Source organism: Antarcticimicrobium sp. (genome assembly GCF_029212575.1).
GTDB lineage: Bacteria > Pseudomonadota > Alphaproteobacteria > Rhodobacterales > Rhodobacteraceae > Antarcticimicrobium.
This window is the reverse complement of sequence record NZ_JARGPK010000048.1, coordinates 36501-53595: the sequence shown is the minus strand read 5'-3', so window position 1 is coordinate 53595 and position 17095 is coordinate 36501. Positions and strand designations below refer to the sequence as shown.

18 protein-coding genes and 2 pseudogenes are annotated in these 17095 nt (G+C 62.4%); 9 read left to right on the top strand and 11 right to left on the bottom strand.

Annotated features, from left to right (window positions below; all coding sequences use genetic code 11):
* Positions 1-45: 45 nt before the first annotated feature.
* From P1U75_RS09730 to P1U75_RS09685, 10 genes are all read right to left on the bottom strand, one after another.
* Entirely contained in the window at positions 46-444 is a 399-nt protein-coding gene (locus tag P1U75_RS09730; RefSeq protein WP_300242587.1) for a hypothetical protein, read from the bottom strand.
* Positions 441-1751, bottom strand: a complete 1311-nt coding sequence (locus P1U75_RS09725) for a recombinase family protein (RefSeq protein ID WP_300242585.1) — start codon at positions 1749-1751, stop codon at positions 441-443. The genes P1U75_RS09730 and P1U75_RS09725 overlap by 4 nt, the downstream gene beginning before the upstream one ends.
* Positions 1748-2200, bottom strand: coding sequence for a DUF2924 domain-containing protein (locus tag P1U75_RS09720; protein WP_300242582.1), 453 nt, complete (start codon positions 2198-2200; stop codon positions 1748-1750). The genes P1U75_RS09725 and P1U75_RS09720 overlap by 4 nt, the downstream gene beginning before the upstream one ends.
* 196 nt (positions 2201-2396) lie before the next feature.
* The gene (locus P1U75_RS09715; protein ID WP_300242580.1) at positions 2397-4079 is read right to left on the bottom strand and encodes a DEAD/DEAH box helicase; all 1683 of its coding nucleotides are present in this window, start codon (positions 4077-4079) and stop codon (positions 2397-2399) included.
* 11 nt (positions 4080-4090) lie between these two features.
* Positions 4091-4717 (bottom strand): hypothetical protein, encoded by a 627-nt coding sequence (locus P1U75_RS09710; protein WP_300242578.1) that lies wholly within the window; start codon positions 4715-4717, stop codon positions 4091-4093.
* A gap of 4 nt (positions 4718-4721) precedes the next feature.
* A complete protein-coding gene (locus P1U75_RS09705) occupies positions 4722-5618 on the bottom strand; it encodes an ATP-binding protein (RefSeq protein ID WP_300242576.1) in 897 nt (298 codons plus the stop codon).
* Positions 5615-5905, bottom strand: coding sequence for a hypothetical protein (locus P1U75_RS09700; RefSeq protein WP_300242574.1), 291 nt, complete (start codon positions 5903-5905; stop codon positions 5615-5617). The genes P1U75_RS09705 and P1U75_RS09700 overlap by 4 nt, the downstream gene beginning before the upstream one ends.
* Before the next feature lie 153 nt (positions 5906-6058).
* Positions 6059-6664 carry a sigma-70 family RNA polymerase sigma factor gene (locus tag P1U75_RS09695; RefSeq protein ID WP_300242571.1) on the bottom strand — a complete coding sequence of 202 codons (606 nt, stop codon included), beginning with the start codon at positions 6662-6664 and terminating at the stop codon, positions 6059-6061.
* A 159-nt stretch (positions 6665-6823) separates the two neighbouring features.
* Positions 6824-7990 carry a hypothetical protein gene (locus tag P1U75_RS09690; protein WP_300242568.1) on the bottom strand — a complete coding sequence of 389 codons (1167 nt, stop codon included), beginning with the start codon at positions 7988-7990 and terminating at the stop codon, positions 6824-6826.
* Entirely contained in the window at positions 7953-9149 is a 1197-nt protein-coding gene (locus P1U75_RS09685; protein ID WP_300242565.1) for a hypothetical protein, read from the bottom strand. The genes P1U75_RS09690 and P1U75_RS09685 overlap by 38 nt, the downstream gene beginning before the upstream one ends.
* A 231-nt stretch (positions 9150-9380) precedes the next feature.
* On the opposite strand from P1U75_RS09685, the gene P1U75_RS09680 reads away from it, so the two are divergent.
* The 9 genes and pseudogenes from P1U75_RS09680 to P1U75_RS09640 all read left to right on the top strand — a co-directional run.
* Positions 9381-9587, top strand: a complete 207-nt coding sequence (locus P1U75_RS09680) for a DUF6511 domain-containing protein (protein WP_300242563.1) — start codon at positions 9381-9383, stop codon at positions 9585-9587.
* Positions 9587-10333: a PD-(D/E)XK nuclease family protein gene (locus P1U75_RS09675; protein WP_300242560.1), complete on the top strand. Its 747-nt coding sequence runs from the start codon at positions 9587-9589 to the stop codon at positions 10331-10333. The genes P1U75_RS09680 and P1U75_RS09675 overlap by 1 nt, the downstream gene beginning before the upstream one ends.
* Positions 10330-12687 (top strand): phage/plasmid primase, P4 family, encoded by a 2358-nt coding sequence (locus P1U75_RS09670; protein WP_300242558.1) that lies wholly within the window; start codon positions 10330-10332, stop codon positions 12685-12687. The genes P1U75_RS09675 and P1U75_RS09670 overlap by 4 nt, the downstream gene beginning before the upstream one ends.
* Positions 12688-12843: 156 nt before the next feature.
* Entirely contained in the window at positions 12844-13314 is a 471-nt protein-coding gene (locus P1U75_RS09665) for a hypothetical protein (RefSeq protein WP_300242687.1), read from the top strand.
* On the top strand, positions 13311-13775 hold the full coding sequence (locus P1U75_RS09660) for a DUF6362 family protein (protein WP_299627642.1): 465 nt from the start codon (positions 13311-13313) through the stop codon (positions 13773-13775). The genes P1U75_RS09665 and P1U75_RS09660 overlap by 4 nt, the downstream gene beginning before the upstream one ends.
* A gap of 345 nt (positions 13776-14120) precedes the next feature.
* Positions 14121-15374, top strand: coding sequence for a site-specific DNA-methyltransferase (locus tag P1U75_RS09655; RefSeq protein WP_300242685.1), 1254 nt, complete (start codon positions 14121-14123; stop codon positions 15372-15374).
* A pseudogene (locus P1U75_RS20615) lies at positions 15271-15882 on the top strand (DNA cytosine methyltransferase); the annotation flags it as partial. The gene P1U75_RS09655 and the pseudogene P1U75_RS20615, both read left to right, overlap by 104 nt.
* A gap of 202 nt (positions 15883-16084) precedes the next feature.
* Positions 16085-16567, top strand: coding sequence for a hypothetical protein (locus tag P1U75_RS09645; RefSeq protein WP_300242697.1), 483 nt, complete (start codon positions 16085-16087; stop codon positions 16565-16567).
* Positions 16564-16776, top strand: a pseudogene (locus P1U75_RS09640) (hypothetical protein); the annotation flags it as partial. The gene P1U75_RS09645 and the pseudogene P1U75_RS09640, both read left to right, overlap by 4 nt.
* Before the next feature lie 71 nt (positions 16777-16847).
* Here P1U75_RS09640 and P1U75_RS09635 read toward each other — a convergent pair.
* Positions 16848-17090, bottom strand: coding sequence for a DUF3489 domain-containing protein (locus tag P1U75_RS09635; protein WP_366915013.1), 243 nt, complete (start codon positions 17088-17090; stop codon positions 16848-16850).
* Between the last annotated feature and the right edge of the window lie 5 nt (positions 17091-17095).

Below are 17095 nucleotides of genomic sequence, written 5' to 3'. Positions count from 1 at the left end.
CGCATATAGCCAATCAACCCCTCGCGCGGACTTTTCGGATGGAGTTCAATGGTCAGTAACTGTCTGGAAGTGCTGGCGCTGCTCCTCCCACGCCATAGGAAACGGCTCGAGCGCGCGCGCCAGTGTCACCTCCAGCCCTTGCTTCCCGTCCAAGATCGCCTCTACGATGTCGGGCGGGAGCAGCGTAAGTCGCAGGACGCGCGTCATGTAGGAGGGAGCGATCCCCTCGCGCTCGGATAGTTCGGCGATGGTTGCAAACTCGCCCGACTCCAGCAACCTCTTCCAACGGAACGCACGGGCAAGCGCCTTGACCAGCGTGTTGTCGGTCCGCCGCGATTGCTGGACGCCCTCGGGCAGCTGCATTTCCTTTCGCCCACCGCGCTTAACGACGCGGAACGGGACGTGGAGTGTGACCGTTTCAGGGATTGGCCCTCCGCGGGTCATGCCGCTGCCTCAACACCGCCTTCAAACATCTCGCGCGCAAGGTCACGGAGGCCGTCCATGCGGAGCCTGACGTTCAGGCCCGCCGTGCTGATGTCCACGCGCTCGACCAGCAGCGTGACAATGCGCGCCTGCTCGGCGGGGAAGAGCTCGTCCCAGAGTGGATCAAGACGGATCAGCGCGTCACGGGCATCGGCCTCGGTGATCTCGCCCTCCTGTGCGCGCGCCGCCTTCCATGTCCCTGCAACGATCTCGGGCTGGCGGAAAACGACGCGCAGTTGGTCGACGACGGCGACTTCTATCTCGCCCGCTGAGACACGGCCCACGGGACACGATCCAGCGCCGTGCTTCAGAACTGTCTGACTGACATAGTACCGGTAAAGCTTGCCGCCCTTGCGTGTGTGTGTCGGCGAGAACGCCGCACCATCTGGGCCGAAGAGCAACCCTTTCAGCAGCGCGGGCGTGTCGGCGCGAGTGCGCGCGGCGCGCTTGCGGGGGCTTTCGGTCAGAATGGCGTGGACCTTGTCCCAGACACTCCTGTCGATGATGGCGTCATGCTCGCCGGGATAGCTGTCGCCCTTGTGGACCGCCTCGCCGATATAGGCGCGGTTATTCAGCATTCGGTACAGGTACTTCTTGTCGACCCGGTTGCCGCGCGGCGTGCGGATGCCGCGTTTGGCGACCTCGCGGGCCAGTTCTGTTCCCGATCCGATCGCGAGGAACGTGGCGAAGATCCAGCGGACATGCGCGGCGCGATCATCGTCGATCACCAGCTTCCGGTTCTCGACGCGGTAGCCGTAGGGCGGCACGCCGCCCATCCACATGCCCTTCTTGCGGCTGGCCGCGACCTTGTCGCGGATGCGTTCGGCGGTCACCTCGCGTTCGAACTGGGCGAAGCTGAGCAGGATGTTCAGCGTCAGTCTGCCCATCGATGTGGTCGTGTTGAACGACTGCGTCACCGACACGAAGGTCACGTCATTGCGGTCGAAGACTTCCACCAGCTTGGCGAAATCGGCCAGCGAGCGACTGAGGCGGTCGATCTTGTAGACAACGACCACGTCGACGAGGCCGTCCTCAATGTCCGCCATCAGCTGTTGCAACCCGGGGCGTTCGAGCGTGCCGCCGGAGATCCCACCGTCGTCATATTGATCGCGGACCAGCACCCAACCCTCGGATCGCTGGCTGGCGATGTACGCCTCGCAGGCCTCTCTTTGGGCGTGGAGCGAGTTGAATTCCTGCTCCAGCCCTTCCTCGGAGGATTTGCGCGTGTAGATCGCGCAGCGCAGTTTCCGGACAATCGGTTTGGTCATACGCCCCTCCGATGGTTTTTCAGGCCAAAGAACACCCAGCCGTTCCAACGCGTTCCGGTGATTGCGCGGGCAATCGCGGAGAGCGATTTGTAAGGGCGACCCTGCCAGTCAAAGCCGTCGGCGGTGACGGTGACGACATGCTCAATGCCCTGCCATTCGCGGATCAACCGCGTCCCGACGATGGGCGTCAGGTCAGCGCGGATGCGGCTCTTCCTCCGATCTCCGCCATCGAGTTGCTCGCCAAGCGCCTCCAGCCTTTTCACCGTTTCGGGCTTCAGCCCGCCATAGGCCAGTTCCTGGATGCGGTAGGCCAGGCGGGACTCGAGGTAGCGCCGGTTGAACGGCGGCGGTTCGCTGTCGAACAGGTCGCGCCATTGCTGCTTCAGGTCTGGTGTCGACGTGGTCTTGAGCGCGGCGAGGCGGGCGGGAATGGGATCTTGTTTGGTCATGCATTTCTCCGGTGAGTTGGAGTTGCATGACGCCATTCGTCGGTCGGATAGTGTAGGCTACTTTCTCCAATTTTGTCAGATACTTCCGCCCGATCACGCATCTGCAACCGTACCAGCCCAAGAGCCAGCAGGCCGCATAGCTCGGCGCGGCGTTCAGCGGGCGACATGTGGTCTGGAGGCAAGGGGTTAGGCCGTTTCATGCGGCGCTTCGCTTCAGATCGCGCAGGACAGCGGCTCGGATGGCGGACCGGTTCCAGCGGAAGTTGAGCTGGCAGTTGGCCGCATATTTCGAGAGCCCGAAATCCATACCGCTGGCTTCGAAACCCGCGCGTTGCAGCAGTTCGATCTGCCGCATACTGGCCGGGTCATTGAGCCAACGCTTGCTCTTGGCTGAGGCGCTGGACGTTTCCGTGGCCCGCAGGAAGTCGTCGGCCGCAGCAAGCGCCTGCACACGCGTCCCTACAGCCAGCGTGCGGATCGGCTTGCTCTTGGGGTGACCGAGCGCGTGCCACAATTCGCCGTCATGGAATACTCCGGCCCACCCCTGAAAACCGCTGGCCATGAGCGCCTGGCCGTCGCCATGGAGATCGCACCAGGAAAATGGCGAGCGATCCAGAAGATCGACTTCGGTCATCTCGAACGTGGTCAGCAGTCGCTTTTCGCCAATGTCGCGCGTGAAGACATGCCCACAGAAATCGCAAACGGATGCGCCAAGCGGGAGTTCCGCGTCACAGGATGGACAGGTCTTCCAGGGTTGCTCGCCAGGCGGCGTTTCATCCTCATCGAGGGCGATGTCCTGCTCAAGAGAGCCGTGGCGGAGCGCGGCACCCGCGAAGTCCAGCACGACGCAATCCGTTTTGACGATGCCGGGGAAGCGCTCGGGGTCGACCCGGCGCAGTCCGCGGCCGACGGCCTGGATGAACGTCCCCTTGTGAAGCATGGGGCGCAGGATGCCGATGCAGCCCACAGGCTGACTGTCGAAACCCTCGGTCAGGACCATGCAATTCGTGAGCACCTGGACCTCGCCGCGGTCGAACCGGGCGATGAGATCGGCGCGGGCCTTGGCTGGCATGTCGCCGGTTATCGGCTCGGCAATGACCCCTTCCGCACGAAATGCGTCCGCCACCGCTTCGGCGTGATCGACCGTCGAGCAGAAGAAGATGCTGCGCCGATCGGCTGCCTTGTCCTTCCAATGCTCAACCACGGTCTCGTTGAGCACCGAGCGATTGAGGACCTTGTCGGCCTGTCGCATGTCGAAATCACCGGCGGTGCTGTTGATGCCGGAGAGCTCGTCGTCGATCCCGAGATCGATGGTGAAGGTCCGGGGCGGGACAAGCAGGCCGCGCGCAATGAGCGTGCCGATGCGCAGATGGTATCCGACATTGCTGAAGGTCTTGCGCAAGGACCGGCCATCGCCGCGCCCCGGCGTGGCCGAAAGCCCGAGTAATTTCACTCCAGGGCTGATGTCCCGCGCGTGATCAAGGATTGCCTGGTAGCTTCCGGCGGCTGCACGGTGGCACTCGTCGATCACGATGTGGCTCAGTTCCGGCATGGGCTTGCGCCGGTTTTCCCGGGCAAGCGTCTGCACACTGCCGAAGACGACACGGCCATCCCAGCAATCCTGCTCTGCCTTGACAACCGAGGTGCCCAGCCCGGAGATGCCGCCGATGGCGGAGCGGTTTTGCTCGATGAGCTCATCCGTATGTTGAAGCACTAGCATCTTGGCGTCGCGGTCCCGTTCGGCCTGTTCACCGACAAAGAACCCGGCGATGGCCGTCTTCCCGGCTCCGGTCGGCAGCACGAGCATGGTATTGCCGTGCGAGGCCGTGCGGTCATGGGCAGCGTCGACGGCTGCCCGCTGATAGTCACGAGGGATCATGATGGTCTCCCTCAGCGTGCCCAGAACGGTGCGCCGCCCGAGGCAGGCGCGGACGAGCCAGGCTGTTCCGCTACAGCGCCAGAGTTGACTGGCGGCACAGACGCTGCGGTTGTCGGCATCGGCGCGGAACCCATCACGGTCAGATATTGCCCATTGTCCGGACCAATGGCGGCCTTGATCACGTTGCGCCCGGCGTCGTCGGGATTGTCGCGGTCCTTTTCGACCCCAATCTTGGCCACGAAGTCGATGCCGCTCAGGTCTCCGAGGCTGCGGATCATACGCGCGGCCCGCGCAGCTTCCGATTGATCGCTGGCCTTGATGCCACGCGCGGATTCCAGAATGCCTCGGATCAGGGCGCGGCCACGGTTGGCGTAGGTATCCTCACCGCGTTCGTTGACGCTTTTTCCCTTGAAACCGATACGGGTGTAGATCCGCCGGCGCGCATACTGGCCATCGAGGACGACAGCTTCGGTGTTGAGATAAAGCGCCGCACTCGTGCGGCTTTGGGTGAGCCAGCCCTCTGGACCCGCACCCCCTGGGCGGATCGTCAGGCCGACCTTGACCAAGGTGTTGGCGGGGATGAGGTCGAATGCGGCGTCCTGGCTGTCGGCGCCGTTGAAATCCATGTTGTCTGCCATGGGTTTATGCTCCTTTCGTCGGGGAATTCGGCTGGGCCGCCGCTTGCGGCAGATCGAAGTCGAGGCCGGATTTGGCGGTCGTCCCCGCGCCATCACGGATCTTCGCCATGAGGCGTCCGAGATGCGCCTGCTCGATCATTGAGAGCCGGCCGCTGCGGTCTTTCGCGGGAAAGCCGAAATCGTTGATGGTGGTGCAGACGAACGCCCGGTAAGGCTCGCCCTCCTGGGGGCGGATCTCGGCGAGCGAAATGACCTCGTCGACAATGCCGGGCAGTTCGAGGCCCGTCTTCGAGCCTTCGATCTGCATCGCGAAAAACGGTTTGCCGAAGTCGTCGATCTTCCGGTCGAGGAGGCCGACCAGCCAGATGTTCTTGCGCGGCGTGTGCTGCAGGTGCGTGAGCCAGCCGATCATTTCCTGGCCTAGCAACCCGTAGGCGCCACGCAAATCGAGCTTGCCGCTGCGATCCGACTGCGCCTGAGGCTGGCCTTTGCACCATTGCATGCAGATACGGGAGGCGACCGAGATGCTGTCGACGAACACGGTGTCGTACTTGTCCAGTACGGCGGGATCACCGAAGGCGGCGCGTACGCGGTCATAATCGCCCTGGCTATAGGGCTGATCCTCGCGCATCGCAGGGTTAGGGCCGCCTATCCAGCAGGCAAGATCGCGGGCCCGTTCCCAGTCCCTGATACGGACCTCGTCTCCGGGCCAGCCCTGTACCGCCAGTTCGCCTGCTTCGAGGTTCAGGAACAGGGTCCTTTCCGGATCCAGCGTCCAAAGCTGGCTGGTTTTGCCGATCCCGGAAATGCCGGTGAGGACGCCCTTGATGCCGCGTGCTTCTTTCAGGCGTTCGTCGGCGGTGATGATCTTCAACGGGGCGGGTTGGAAAGGCGCGCTCATTTGCGTGCCTCCAATTCGCGGGCGGCAGCCGAGACGGCAATGTCCGTACCAGCCGCGCCCTGCTTGCGCGCCATCGACGCGATTTCTTCCAGCGCAACGATGGTCTGAGTGAGTGCAGAGCGCTCCCGATTCAGCGGCAACAACGCGAACGCGATGTCGTCGATCGTGGCACGCTCAATGGCGACCGTGCGCGCCGGGCGATCGCCGATGGCGGGCACCGCGACTGTGTCGGGTATGGCGCTCAGCCAGGTGGACTGCCGCAGTTTTTTCAGGGGGTTGGTGAACATATCGATGCTCCTTTCCGTCTTGCCCAAGGATCGTCGCGAGGTGACAACTGCCGGGCCCGACGCCGCCTTGGAGCTCGCGGTCGGGGTGTTTCCCTGAGGGTTTTGCATTCGCCCGAAGGCCCGGCATGAATTTGATTGGGTGCTTGCCGTTACTTACCGGCGGGCCGCCGCAACTGTCGGGACGGCTTCGAAATACCCGTCGAGTCCCAGTTCCCTGGCAGTTTTGCGGATCACGCCGAGACGCTCGTAGACTGTGCTCCGGTGCAGCCCGAGTGCGCGCGCCGTTTCGGAGATGCTGAGGTGGGTGACCGCGATTGCGACCTGCCGGGTTGTTGGGCACAGTGCGGCGAGCAGCTTGCCCACATCCCCTTTCAAGCCCGGCCCGTGTTTCAGCGAAAACTCGTCGACAGGATCCAACGCCGCCGCTTCCGGCAAAATGTCGGAAAGGGCCAACCCTCCATCAACATCACCGGCGGGCGAATGGATAGATTGCATCTCACGCTCGGCGCGCATGGCCTTTGTGCTGCTTGCCAGCGTCGCGATCCGGTTCGTGATGATCCGGTCCGCGAATGTGTCGAAGGAAGATTTCGCTGGATCAAAGCGGCTGGCCCGCCTGATCAGGTCGAGACGCAATTCCTGCTCGATGTCGTCTGCGTCGAGACCCGGCACCGCGCCAGAACGCGCCAGACGGGCTGCGCGGAAGCGGATATTGCGGGAAATACGTGTATTGGGGTTGGTAAGCTGTTGAAGCTGCTCCATGGTTTTCGCCTTCGTCCAGGTGGACGGGCACGCGGCCCGAGTACCCGGCTCCGGCGAAATTTCGCTGGGACGGCGGTGGGAGTGGCTTCGACACAAAGAAAAACCGCCGAAGACCCAGAGTCTTCAGCGGTTTTGCGATGCGATTTTTTTCAGATTTTTTCAGCGCGGCTCGACGAAATTTCGGTCGCGCTGATCCGCAACGCCCTGCCGAAGGCCGCTCGCATCTACGACGAACTCTGCCTCGTAGCAGTCCACAGTTCTCTTGAAGGGGGGGAGATCCGTGATGCCGAAACGTGACTTCAAGGCAGCAAACAGGTGTTGGCGTTGGCGATCATAACCCCGTTTGACATCATCGAGAGCTTTGATCGACCCGGCAGAAAGTGGCTGGCCCCTGATGGTCTGGACAGGAAATGAGCGAGGCAGGGCGCCGTCGAGAACGGCACAGACCAGAAGTAGCCGCCATTGACGTGTTGCCTTGCCATTTCGCTGGTTCTTCATGCCAAGGAGGTCCGGCTCGATCCTCACCGGCGCTTGCTTGCCGTAACTGACGTTGATGACCTCTTCGGAAATAAACGCGAATTTCAGTTTGGCCCACGTCGCCCCGACCGGCAGGTCCAAGACGGGTTGGACCGGATCGTCTTCGGCGTCGGCCAGTGTCGCGATCTCCGGAGCGAATATCTCGGACGGCAGCATCGATGCATCGAAGCCCTGTCCGGGAGGCCGTGCGAATTGCATGCACTCATCGAATGCAAGCACTCGTCCGTCCATACCGTGAATCGCTGCAACAACACTTGGTTCAACGTCTCGTAGCGCGGGAACCATGAGAACGAACGGAAGTCCACGGCGGTCGAGGCCGAATATGTCAGAAGTGCCGATAGGGTTTCGCCGACCGGCAAGCGAAAAAAACACCGGAAAACCCACGCCCGCTCGCACCAGGTAATCGCCCAGATGCTCGATCATCCCGCGTTGCTGCCGAGCGACAGGGTTGATCCCGAATGCCTTGGCGATATCGGATCGCAGCCTATCCGTATCGAGTTCACGGATGCGGATATGCTTAGGTTGCAGGTCAAGCGATTTGCACAGACGCTCGCGGTCACCGCACACCGCTCGGATGGATCCATCATCCTGTTTGACAACCCGCCTCGGGCAGTGCTCGCCGCCCGGCATTGGACAATTCACCTGCTCGGCGAACCGTGGAGTTTCCGTTAGATATGGCCGGGCATGTTTCCAGGTTTCGCCGAGGCGCCGCCTCCAGTCCCGGGTGTCCGTTGCCAGTCCGGGAATATCCTCAATCGTCTTCCAAAACAGCGCCGTCGTCGTCATCATCGTCACTTTCCGGATTGAGTTTGCAGAATCCCTGATCCTTAAGCCAACGGTCGATACGATCACTGTCATCGTCGCGGTCGTAGCGTGCCAGGCTAGGCGGTAAGATCGCCACCGTCCGCTCTTTTCCATCGCCGGCGAACTTCACCTTGAAGACAGCTCGATCTATCGAACCCATGTTCAGGCGTTCCTTCCAGCAATCTTCCCAAGCAACAAAAAGATCTGTTGCCTTCCGGATTTCCTTTTCCTTTGCCTTGCCTCCCCAGAAGCGCTCGATCTCAATCAAGCGAACCTTGCTGATTTCGGGAACCGTTTCGTTCACCAATGCGTTCGGGCCCTTGTCCAGCAATGGCAACAGGGTGAAGCGATCTGATCTGTCGAAGTATTCATCATCCCCGAAGATGATCTCGCCAAACGTTCCGAGGTACAGTTCACGTTCCCCCTTGGTGCCTGCATTGACGGCCATCTCGTCGGTCTCGCCATCGAAGATCACAACGTCATGTTTCTGGGGGCGGTAATATGCAATGCCAGAGCCGCCATCATCCTGATGCCGACCTTCCCGGCGCATGGGTTCTCCGTGCCTAATCAGAAACCACGTCTTCGTTCCCCGTGGGAACGCGAAGATCCGACTTCCCTTGCCTCGTCGCTTTTTGTCGAACCATTCATCCATCTTGCCTTGCATCGCGCTGACCTGTTCCGGCGTGGGGTCGATCGCAGGACGCGGCTTTCCTGACTTGCCACCAAAATACATGAAACGAGAGCGTTTGAAGGCAACGACTTCTGCGTGTTGGCGGCGGAGTATATCGGGGCGCTGAAGCCAAATTTGCAGTGCCACGTCGGCATCCGACGGTTCTTCGCCAGGCTCAATGGTCAGGCCGGCATTCTGCGCTGTTTCAATCAGTTCCTCGGCTGACTCCTTGGACGCTGTTTCATGAACATAGTAGAGCGCATCCACCATTTCCGGAGGAACGCTGTCATCGGGGCGCATCAGGATCTGCGACAGATCATCGAAAGGAAAACCATCGGCCGCGTCATCGGGAAGCTCAAGGCCACGTGCGGAAATGTAGCTCCGCCACTTGTTGAAGAATGCCAGCAAATATTTCGGTGAAATGTGCTTAAGGCGGTCGGGGTTCGTGAAAATCCTGGGGTTAAATGCTGGCATCGGCCTCTTTTCTCCAAATCTCGTCAACCAGATAAAGTAGGTAGCGTCTTAACGACGCACAAGATCGTGATGTGTGGATTCTTGCGATGGCCCGCAACCGACAGCCAAAGCGGCTTGCCGGTATGTGACAGTGGCAGCTGGAGCTTCCCCCATGATCGACATCTCTGATCGCGCTCGGCGCGGTACCGTTCGCTTTTTGCCGGTCGCAGGTACCCCTCGTGGAGGTGCGCGGTGATTGATCCCGATGAGCGCGAACAGGAAGCCTTGAAGGTCGCCCTGAGGTTCATGGGCGAACTGATGGCTGAGATCGGCTGGTCGACACGTTTCAACGACCTTTCTGCCGATCAGGCCGCCAAGCTCGCCGAAGCCGCTGTTGACGGTTTTCAGGAAGGGATGTTGGCGACGGCCCCAAGACCAGACCCAGAGGTGCCCTTCTGATGACAGCGCTCCTCGACTTCAATCACCGTGAGAAAAAACCAACCTTTGCCGATGGCGTTAACGTACTGATTGATCATGCCCTTGTTGCAGAGCAGGCCACGCGGCCGACTCGGGACTATCTGGGCGGCAGCCGACTCGGCGATGCCTGTCAGCGTCGGCTGCAATACGAGTACCTAAAGGTGCCGAAGGACGAGGGCTCCGGGTTCTCGGGTCAGACCCTGCGGATTTTTGCGCTCGGGCATGTTTTCGAAGACTTGGCAATCGACTGGCTTCGCAAGGCGGGGTTCGATCTCAGGACCCGCAATCGCCATGGCGAGCAGTTCGGTTTCGAAGTCGCGGGCGGACGCCTTCAGGGACATGCCGATGGCGTCGTCGTCGAGGCGCCGAACGGCATGGCGGTGCCGGCGTTGTGGGAGTGCAAGTCCGCAAACGCAAAGAACTGGCGCGAGATTGCGAAACGGGGCGTTGTCAAAGCCAAGCCCGTCTATGCGGCCCAAATTGCGCTCTACCAGGCCTATTTGGGGCTGACGGAAGCGTCCGCGTTGTTCACCGCGATCAACAAGGACACCTGCGAGATATGGCACGAACTGGTCCCCTTCGACGCCGAGCGCGCCCAGGCCGCAAGCGACAAGGCCGTTCGAATTCTGCGCGCCTGTGATGCCGGCGAACAACTGCCTCGGCACACGGAAGATCCCGAGCATTTCCAATGCCGTTTCTGCGACTGGAAGGCGAGGTGCTGGGAATGAGCGATAGCAGCGTGGACCCCGTGGCCGCGGTTGCGCCTGACCCTGCCATGATCGCGACCTATACCGATGTCGTCTTCGGATATTGCGATCATCTCGCTCCAATTCGCGCGCTTGCGGAGAAAGGCAGCGCTGACGCGCCGCCGCATACGCCGTTCCTGCCTACGGAAGATGATCTCGCAGGGCGTCTAGCGCAGCAGGCGGATTGGGCGGCCTCGGCTGGCATGGCTCTCTTTGTGGTACCGGGCACCGTTGCAACACCGGTCGATGCGCGGGCCGAGCACATTGTTCAGACACAGGTTGTGCTCGTCGATCTCGATCATGGTGATATCGACGCCAAGCGTGCGCACCTTGAACGCCACCTCGGCAAGGCCACTCTGGTGGTGGCATCAGGTGGGGTGACGGCCGATGGTATCCGCAAGTTGCACCTCTATTGGCGGCTCACCGAACCAGCGGAAGAGGAAGACATTGCCCGGGTGTGCCGAGCCCGGCAAATGATTGCCGCCAAGGTCGGCGGTGACCCGGCTTTTCGCTCCGCCCATCAGCCAATCCGGGTCGCCGGTTCCGTACATGCCAAAGCCGGACAGCGCCGCCTTGTAGAAATCCTCGCCCATGCCACCGTTGACCACGACCTCGCCGATCTGATCGAGGCGGTCATCGCCATGCCTCCGATGGAGGGGGCGCAGCCAGATCCGCTCGACTTCAATGGCGCGACGCCCTTGCGGGGAACGGTACCAGAGCTCTTTGGCAAACCCGTCCGCGAGGGAGGCGTTGACGGGACAACCCGTTTCGATGCGCTGTCACGGGTCATCGGGTACTGGATCCGGCGCTGCCGCGAAGGCCATGTCACGCCAGCAGAGTCGTGGGACGAGATCAAGGCGTACAATCTCGCGCGTATTGACCCGCCATGGACGGAGGATCGCCTGCGCGCCGAATCCGAACGCCTGTGGAAGCGCGACCAGAGCCGCAATGGCGACATCGACGATGCCGACATGGATGCGGACCAAGCGGGTGGCGGAGACGATGGCGACGGACCCATACCGGTCCGTTTCACCGAAGACGCGCTGGCGGCGCAATTCGCATCAGCCCATTCAGAGCAATGGCGATATGTCGCCGGCTGGGGCCAATGGCTCACATGGACCGGCAGTGTCTGGCGACGCGAAGAGACGTTGCAGGCCTTCGATCTCGCAAGGCAGGTGTGTCGGAACGCGGCGGTTCGAGCACCTTCAGCGCGCGTGCGTACCAAGCTGTCGACCGCATCGACCGTCTCTGCGGTGGAACGCCTTGCCCGCAGCGACCGCCGTCATGCCTGTACCACCGAGATTTGGGACCGTGATCCCTGGCTGTTGAATACCCCCAATGGCGTGATCGATCTCCGGACGGGCGCTTGCGCCCTGCACGACCCGGAACTCTTCATGACAAAGATTGCGGAGGCATCGACAAAAGATGCGTGCCCGACCTGGGAGGCATTCCTCGACACCGTGACCGGCGGAGACAAGGAGTTGCAGGCCTATCTGCGCCGAATGGCCGGATACTGTCTGACCGGCGTGACGACCGAGCATGCGCTCTTTTTCCTCTACGGCACCGGCGCGAACGGCAAGTCGGTCTTCGCCAACACCCTGACGGAAATCATGGGCGACTACGCCACCGTCGCCGCGATGGACATGTTCATGGCAACTCACGGCGACCGCCATCCCACCGACATGGCGGGTCTGCGCGGCGCGCGGATCGTGACGTCAATCGAGACCGAACAGGGCAGCCGTTGGGCGGAGAGCAAGCTCAAGGCCCTGACGGGCGGCGACAAGATCACCGCCCGCTTCATGCGTCAGGATTTCTTCGAGTTCATTCCGCAATTCAAGCTGTTGATCGTCGGCAACCACAAGCCTTCGATCCGCAATGTCGACGAGGCCATGCGCCGACGGCTTCACATGATTCCCTTCACGGTGACGATCCCGCCCGCCAAGCGTGACCGCCGCCTGCCTGACCGTCTGCTGGCCGAGCGGGACGGCATCCTCGCTTGGGCGCTGCGCGGATGCCTCGAATGGCAGGAGACCGGGTTGCGCCCGCCCGAAGCCGTGATGGCGGCGACCGAAGACTATTTCGAGGCCGAGGACGCACTCGGACGCTGGATCGAGGAACGATGCCAGACCGGCCTATCGCACTGGACTGGTTCGAGCGCGCTCTTTGCCAGTTGGAAGTCCTGGGCCGAGGCCAATGGCGAATACGCCGGGTCGATGAAGCGCTTCTCTGAGAATCTCGGCGCCCGTGGGTTCGAGAAACGCAACACGCGAAGCGCGCGTGGATTCCAGGGGATCAGGGTTTGCGACAGCGATGATGACCTATTTGATCGGAGTTGAAAAATGTCAATGAAATCAGAGACCGCGACGGATGTGACGGGTCATACCCATATAACCGTCACGCGCGCGCATACGCGCGTCCGTAACGGAGTTACCAAACAACCCGTCACACCCGTCACACCCGCCGGCGACCTGAGATCGCGGGCTGAAGATGCGCTGCCCCATCCCGTGCTCGCCCTCGATCTCGGCACGGCGACAGGCTGGGCATTGCGCGGCGCGGACGGGCTGATCGTCAGCGGGACCGCCTGTTTTCGGCCACGCCGTTTCGATGGTGGCGGCATGCGGTACTTGCGCTTCACCAACTGGATGACTGAACTCGACAGGCTTTCAGGCCCTATTTCCGCAATCTGGTTCGAGGAGGTCCGCCGACACGCTGGCACCGATGCAAGCCACGTCTATGGCGGGCTCATGGCCACGCTCACCGCATGGGCGGAGTTGCGCGGCATCCCTTACGAGGGCGTGCCCGTGGGCACCATCAAGCGTTTTGCCACCGGCAAAGGCAATGCGAACAAGGCTGCCATGATCGAAGCGATCCGGCAGCGTGGCTTTTCTCCAGAGGATGACAACGAGGCCGACGCCCTTGCGCTCCTTCTCTGGGCTCTCGACACGAAGGGCGGACCGCAATGAACGCACATTCGAATTCGCACAACGTGGTCTGGACCGCGGGACTGGTGGAAGCCCGGTTGTCGGAGGCGGCCTTCGTGCTCAAACGGCTGCCGGAGCCACGTATGCTAGGGTACTTCAGTACCTGGCCGGAGATCGTTCACAGTTTCGCGGACAAGGTCGGGCAAGAGCCCAGGAAGATGCGCGTGCTTCCATCGCCGCAATCCATCAGCAGAATGGAAGAGACGCTGACCTGGACCGCGGGGCTCGAGCCGCAAGACGGCAAGATCGTCTGGCTGCGGGCCTATGGATATCGTTGGCGAGAGATCTGCCGAATGGTCGGTCTGCAGCGCGCGTCAGCCCATCACCACTGGGTCTATGGGCTTTGCCTGATCTCCCATCGCCTGAACAACCGCCGGATCAATCCGCGGCTCTCCATGCAGCAGGTCATCGACCTCGCACGCGCTGACGACCCGGCGCTTTGACCCATCGGCGGCGATTGAATTTTCTTCCAGACACTTTTGCCGTCCCGCCGGTATGTGACTGGTAAGATCGCGAGGTGCGCGACGCCGTAGCTAAGCGCGTTCGCGGGTCCTTCTGGGCCACAAACGTATACGGGGGGGCGAAGCGCGGGACTTCGCCAGCGACAGGGCCGGATTTTTGGGAAGCCACCCGGAAGCCTGACCACCCGACACCCGCGCAAACCCCAATGAATGCTGGCCTTCGGGCCGGATACCCCGGACGCCGCTGGACCCCGCATGGAGTCCAGCGCGGCATCCGGTGTCCGGAATCCGGCCAGCATCCACCATCACATCGGAAACCACCCGACCATGACGCTGAGCTTCGCCCCCGAGCGGATCGAGATGTGGCCGCTGGCCAAGCTCCAGCCCTACGCGAAGAACGCGAAGGCGCATGGCGCGGACCAGGTCGCGAAGATCGCGGCCCGCATGGCCGAGTTCGGCTGGACCGTTCCGTGCCTGGTCGCGGACGACGGCGAGTTGATCGCGGGCCATGGCCGAGTGCTAGCCGCGACGCAACTCGGACTGACCGACGCGCCGGTGATCGTGCTGGGGCACCTGACCGAAGCACAACGCCGGGCCTATCGCATCGCGGACAACAAACTCACCGAACTCGGGACCTGGGACGATGCGCTGTTGTCGGCCGAACTGAACGACCTGCTGGCCGAGGACTATGATCTGTCGCTCATCGGTTTCGACGACGCTGAACTCGAGGCGCTGCTGGCTGGTGAGGTCGACCTTGAAAGCGCCTCCCGCCAGGGCGAGGACGATGTTCCAGAAGCCCCTGAATCCCCGATTAGCCGTCCCGGCGATTTATGGGTGCTGGGCAAACATCGGCTGCTCTGCGGTGATGCGACCGTTGCCACCGATGTCGAGCAGCTGCTCGGTGATGTGAAACCGCTCCTGATGGTGACCGATCCGCCCTATGGCGTCGAATACGATCCCGGCTGGCGAAACAAAGCAGGTGCAGCCGCGACCAAGCGCACTGGTAAGGTGCTGAACGATGACCGCGCCGACTGGCGCGAGGCCTGGGCGTTTTTCCCCGGCGACGTCGCCTATGTCTGGCATGGGGCACTGCACGCGACCACGGTCGCCGAAAGCCTTGAGGCCTCCGGCTTCAACATCCGCTCCCAGATCATCTGGGCCAAGGATCGCTTGGTGCTGAGCCGTGGCGATTACCACTGGCAGCATGAGCCCTGCCTCTACGCCGTGAAGAAAACCGGCAAGGGCCACTGGGCTGGCGACCGCAAGCAGACAACGCTCTGGCAGATCGCAAACAAGGATCAGGATGCTGAAACTGTGCACGGGACGCAAAAACCCGTCGAATGCATGCGTCGCCCGATTCTGAACAATTCCAGCCCCGGACAGGCCGTCTACGAGCCCTTCATGGGATCCGGCACCACACTGATCGCGGCCGAGACGACGGGCCGGGTCTGCTACGGGATCGAACTCAATCCGGACTATGTCGATGTTGCGGTGGAGCGGTGGCAACAGTTCACCGGCCAGGAGGCAGTCCTGGACGGGACCGGCCAGACCTTCGCCGATCTGGCGACCAACCCGCGCTGAGGCGATGCATGACCTGGCTTTACCTTCCTCCGGACGCGCTTCCGGAGCCGGAGACCTGTTCGGCCTCTCGCTCTGCTCCGGCGCAGGCGGGCTCGACCTCGGGCTCACCATCGCCATGCCCGGATATCGAACTGTGGGCCATGTCGAACGGGAAACCTACGCCGCGGCCATTCTCGTGGCACGGATGGAAGAGGCGGCCCTGGATCCAGCGCCTGTCTGGGACGACGTTGCCAGCTTCGACGGCCGCCCGTGGCGCGGCGCGGTGGACATCGTCACTGCGGGCTATCCGTGCCAGCCGTTCTCGGTTGCAGGCAAGCGCCTCGGCACCGAGGATCCGCGCCACCTCTGGCCGCATGTCGCCCGCATCATCGGCGAGTGCGAGCCACCCTTCGTCTTCCTCGAGAATGTCGCCCATCATCTCCGCCTCGGCTTCCCCGAAGTCGCCGGAGGACTGGTCGGCATGGGCTACCGCGTTGCGGCAGGCCTCTTCACGGCGGCGGAAGTCGGTGCGCCCCACAAGCGCGAGCGCCTGTTCATCCTCGCCATCCGCGAAGGTGACGAACTGGCCGACCCCGCGCGCCTGCTCCGGGACCCGGTCGAGTGGCGGCAACCGGACCGAGTTGTTGCGGCTGTGGCCGACGCCCAGGGCGAGCGCCAACGAGAACCGGCAGACGAAGCCGACGCCCTCGCAGGAAGCGGGCAAGCACGGGATGAACCTGGCAACGAGCGCGGCGATGTGGCCGACACCGCAGACCGACAGCTTCCGCAGCCGGGGCGGTGCCCGGAAACACGAGAAGGGTCTGGACGGTATGGCCCGGGATTGGCCCACGCCGATGGCGACGGACGGCAACAAGCCGAGCGCGGGCAATCGCAAATCGGCCGACCTGACCAGCGCCAGCCAGATGTGGATGACGCCGACGGCACGCGATCACAAGGATGGGGCGACGAGCCTTGCCAATACGCCGGTGAACGGCCTGCTTGGCCGCCAGGTCCTGGTGACACCGATGGCTGGGAGCGATACCTCCGAGCCGCGCCGAACCTTGAACCCGCTGTTCGTCGAGGCGCTGATGGGCTGGCCCACCGGGTGGACCGGCTTCGCCTCTGTGGCAACGGCGTGGTCCCATTGGTTGCCGCGCATGCGCTCCGAACTCTTGCAGCTCAACTGCTGGCCGATGGATGAGGTGGTGGCATGAAGCAGTCGCGCGTCATGTCGCTGGTCGAGTCCGTCGCCAATGTGATCGTCGGCTACGGCGTCGCCGTCGCTACACAAATCCTGATCTTCCCGATCTTCGGGCTGCACACGACGCTGGCGCAGAATCTGAAGATGGGCGTGGTGTTTACCGTTGTCAGTATCGTTCGGTCCTATGTGCTGAGGAGGCTGTTTGAGACAATCCGGGTCAGAGCGACGAAGCCGCCGCTTACAGGGCGACGGCTTCCTTATAGTCGGGACTTCAGCGGTGCGCCGGATCGAAATCAGCGCTCGATCCGATAGACGCGTCCGCGTTCCTCTATCTTTTCTGAGGTGATATCGAGCCCCAGCTTTTTCTTGAGCGCGCCGGACATTGCGCCGCGCACCGTGTGCGACTGCCATCCGGTTGCGGCGGTGATCTCTTCGATGCCCGCGCCTTCGGGCCGCCGCAGGAGATCGATCATGATCTGCTGCTTGGTCTGGCGCGGTGCAGCATCGGCTGTTGTGGGAGTGGAATTCTTGGCCATGGTTG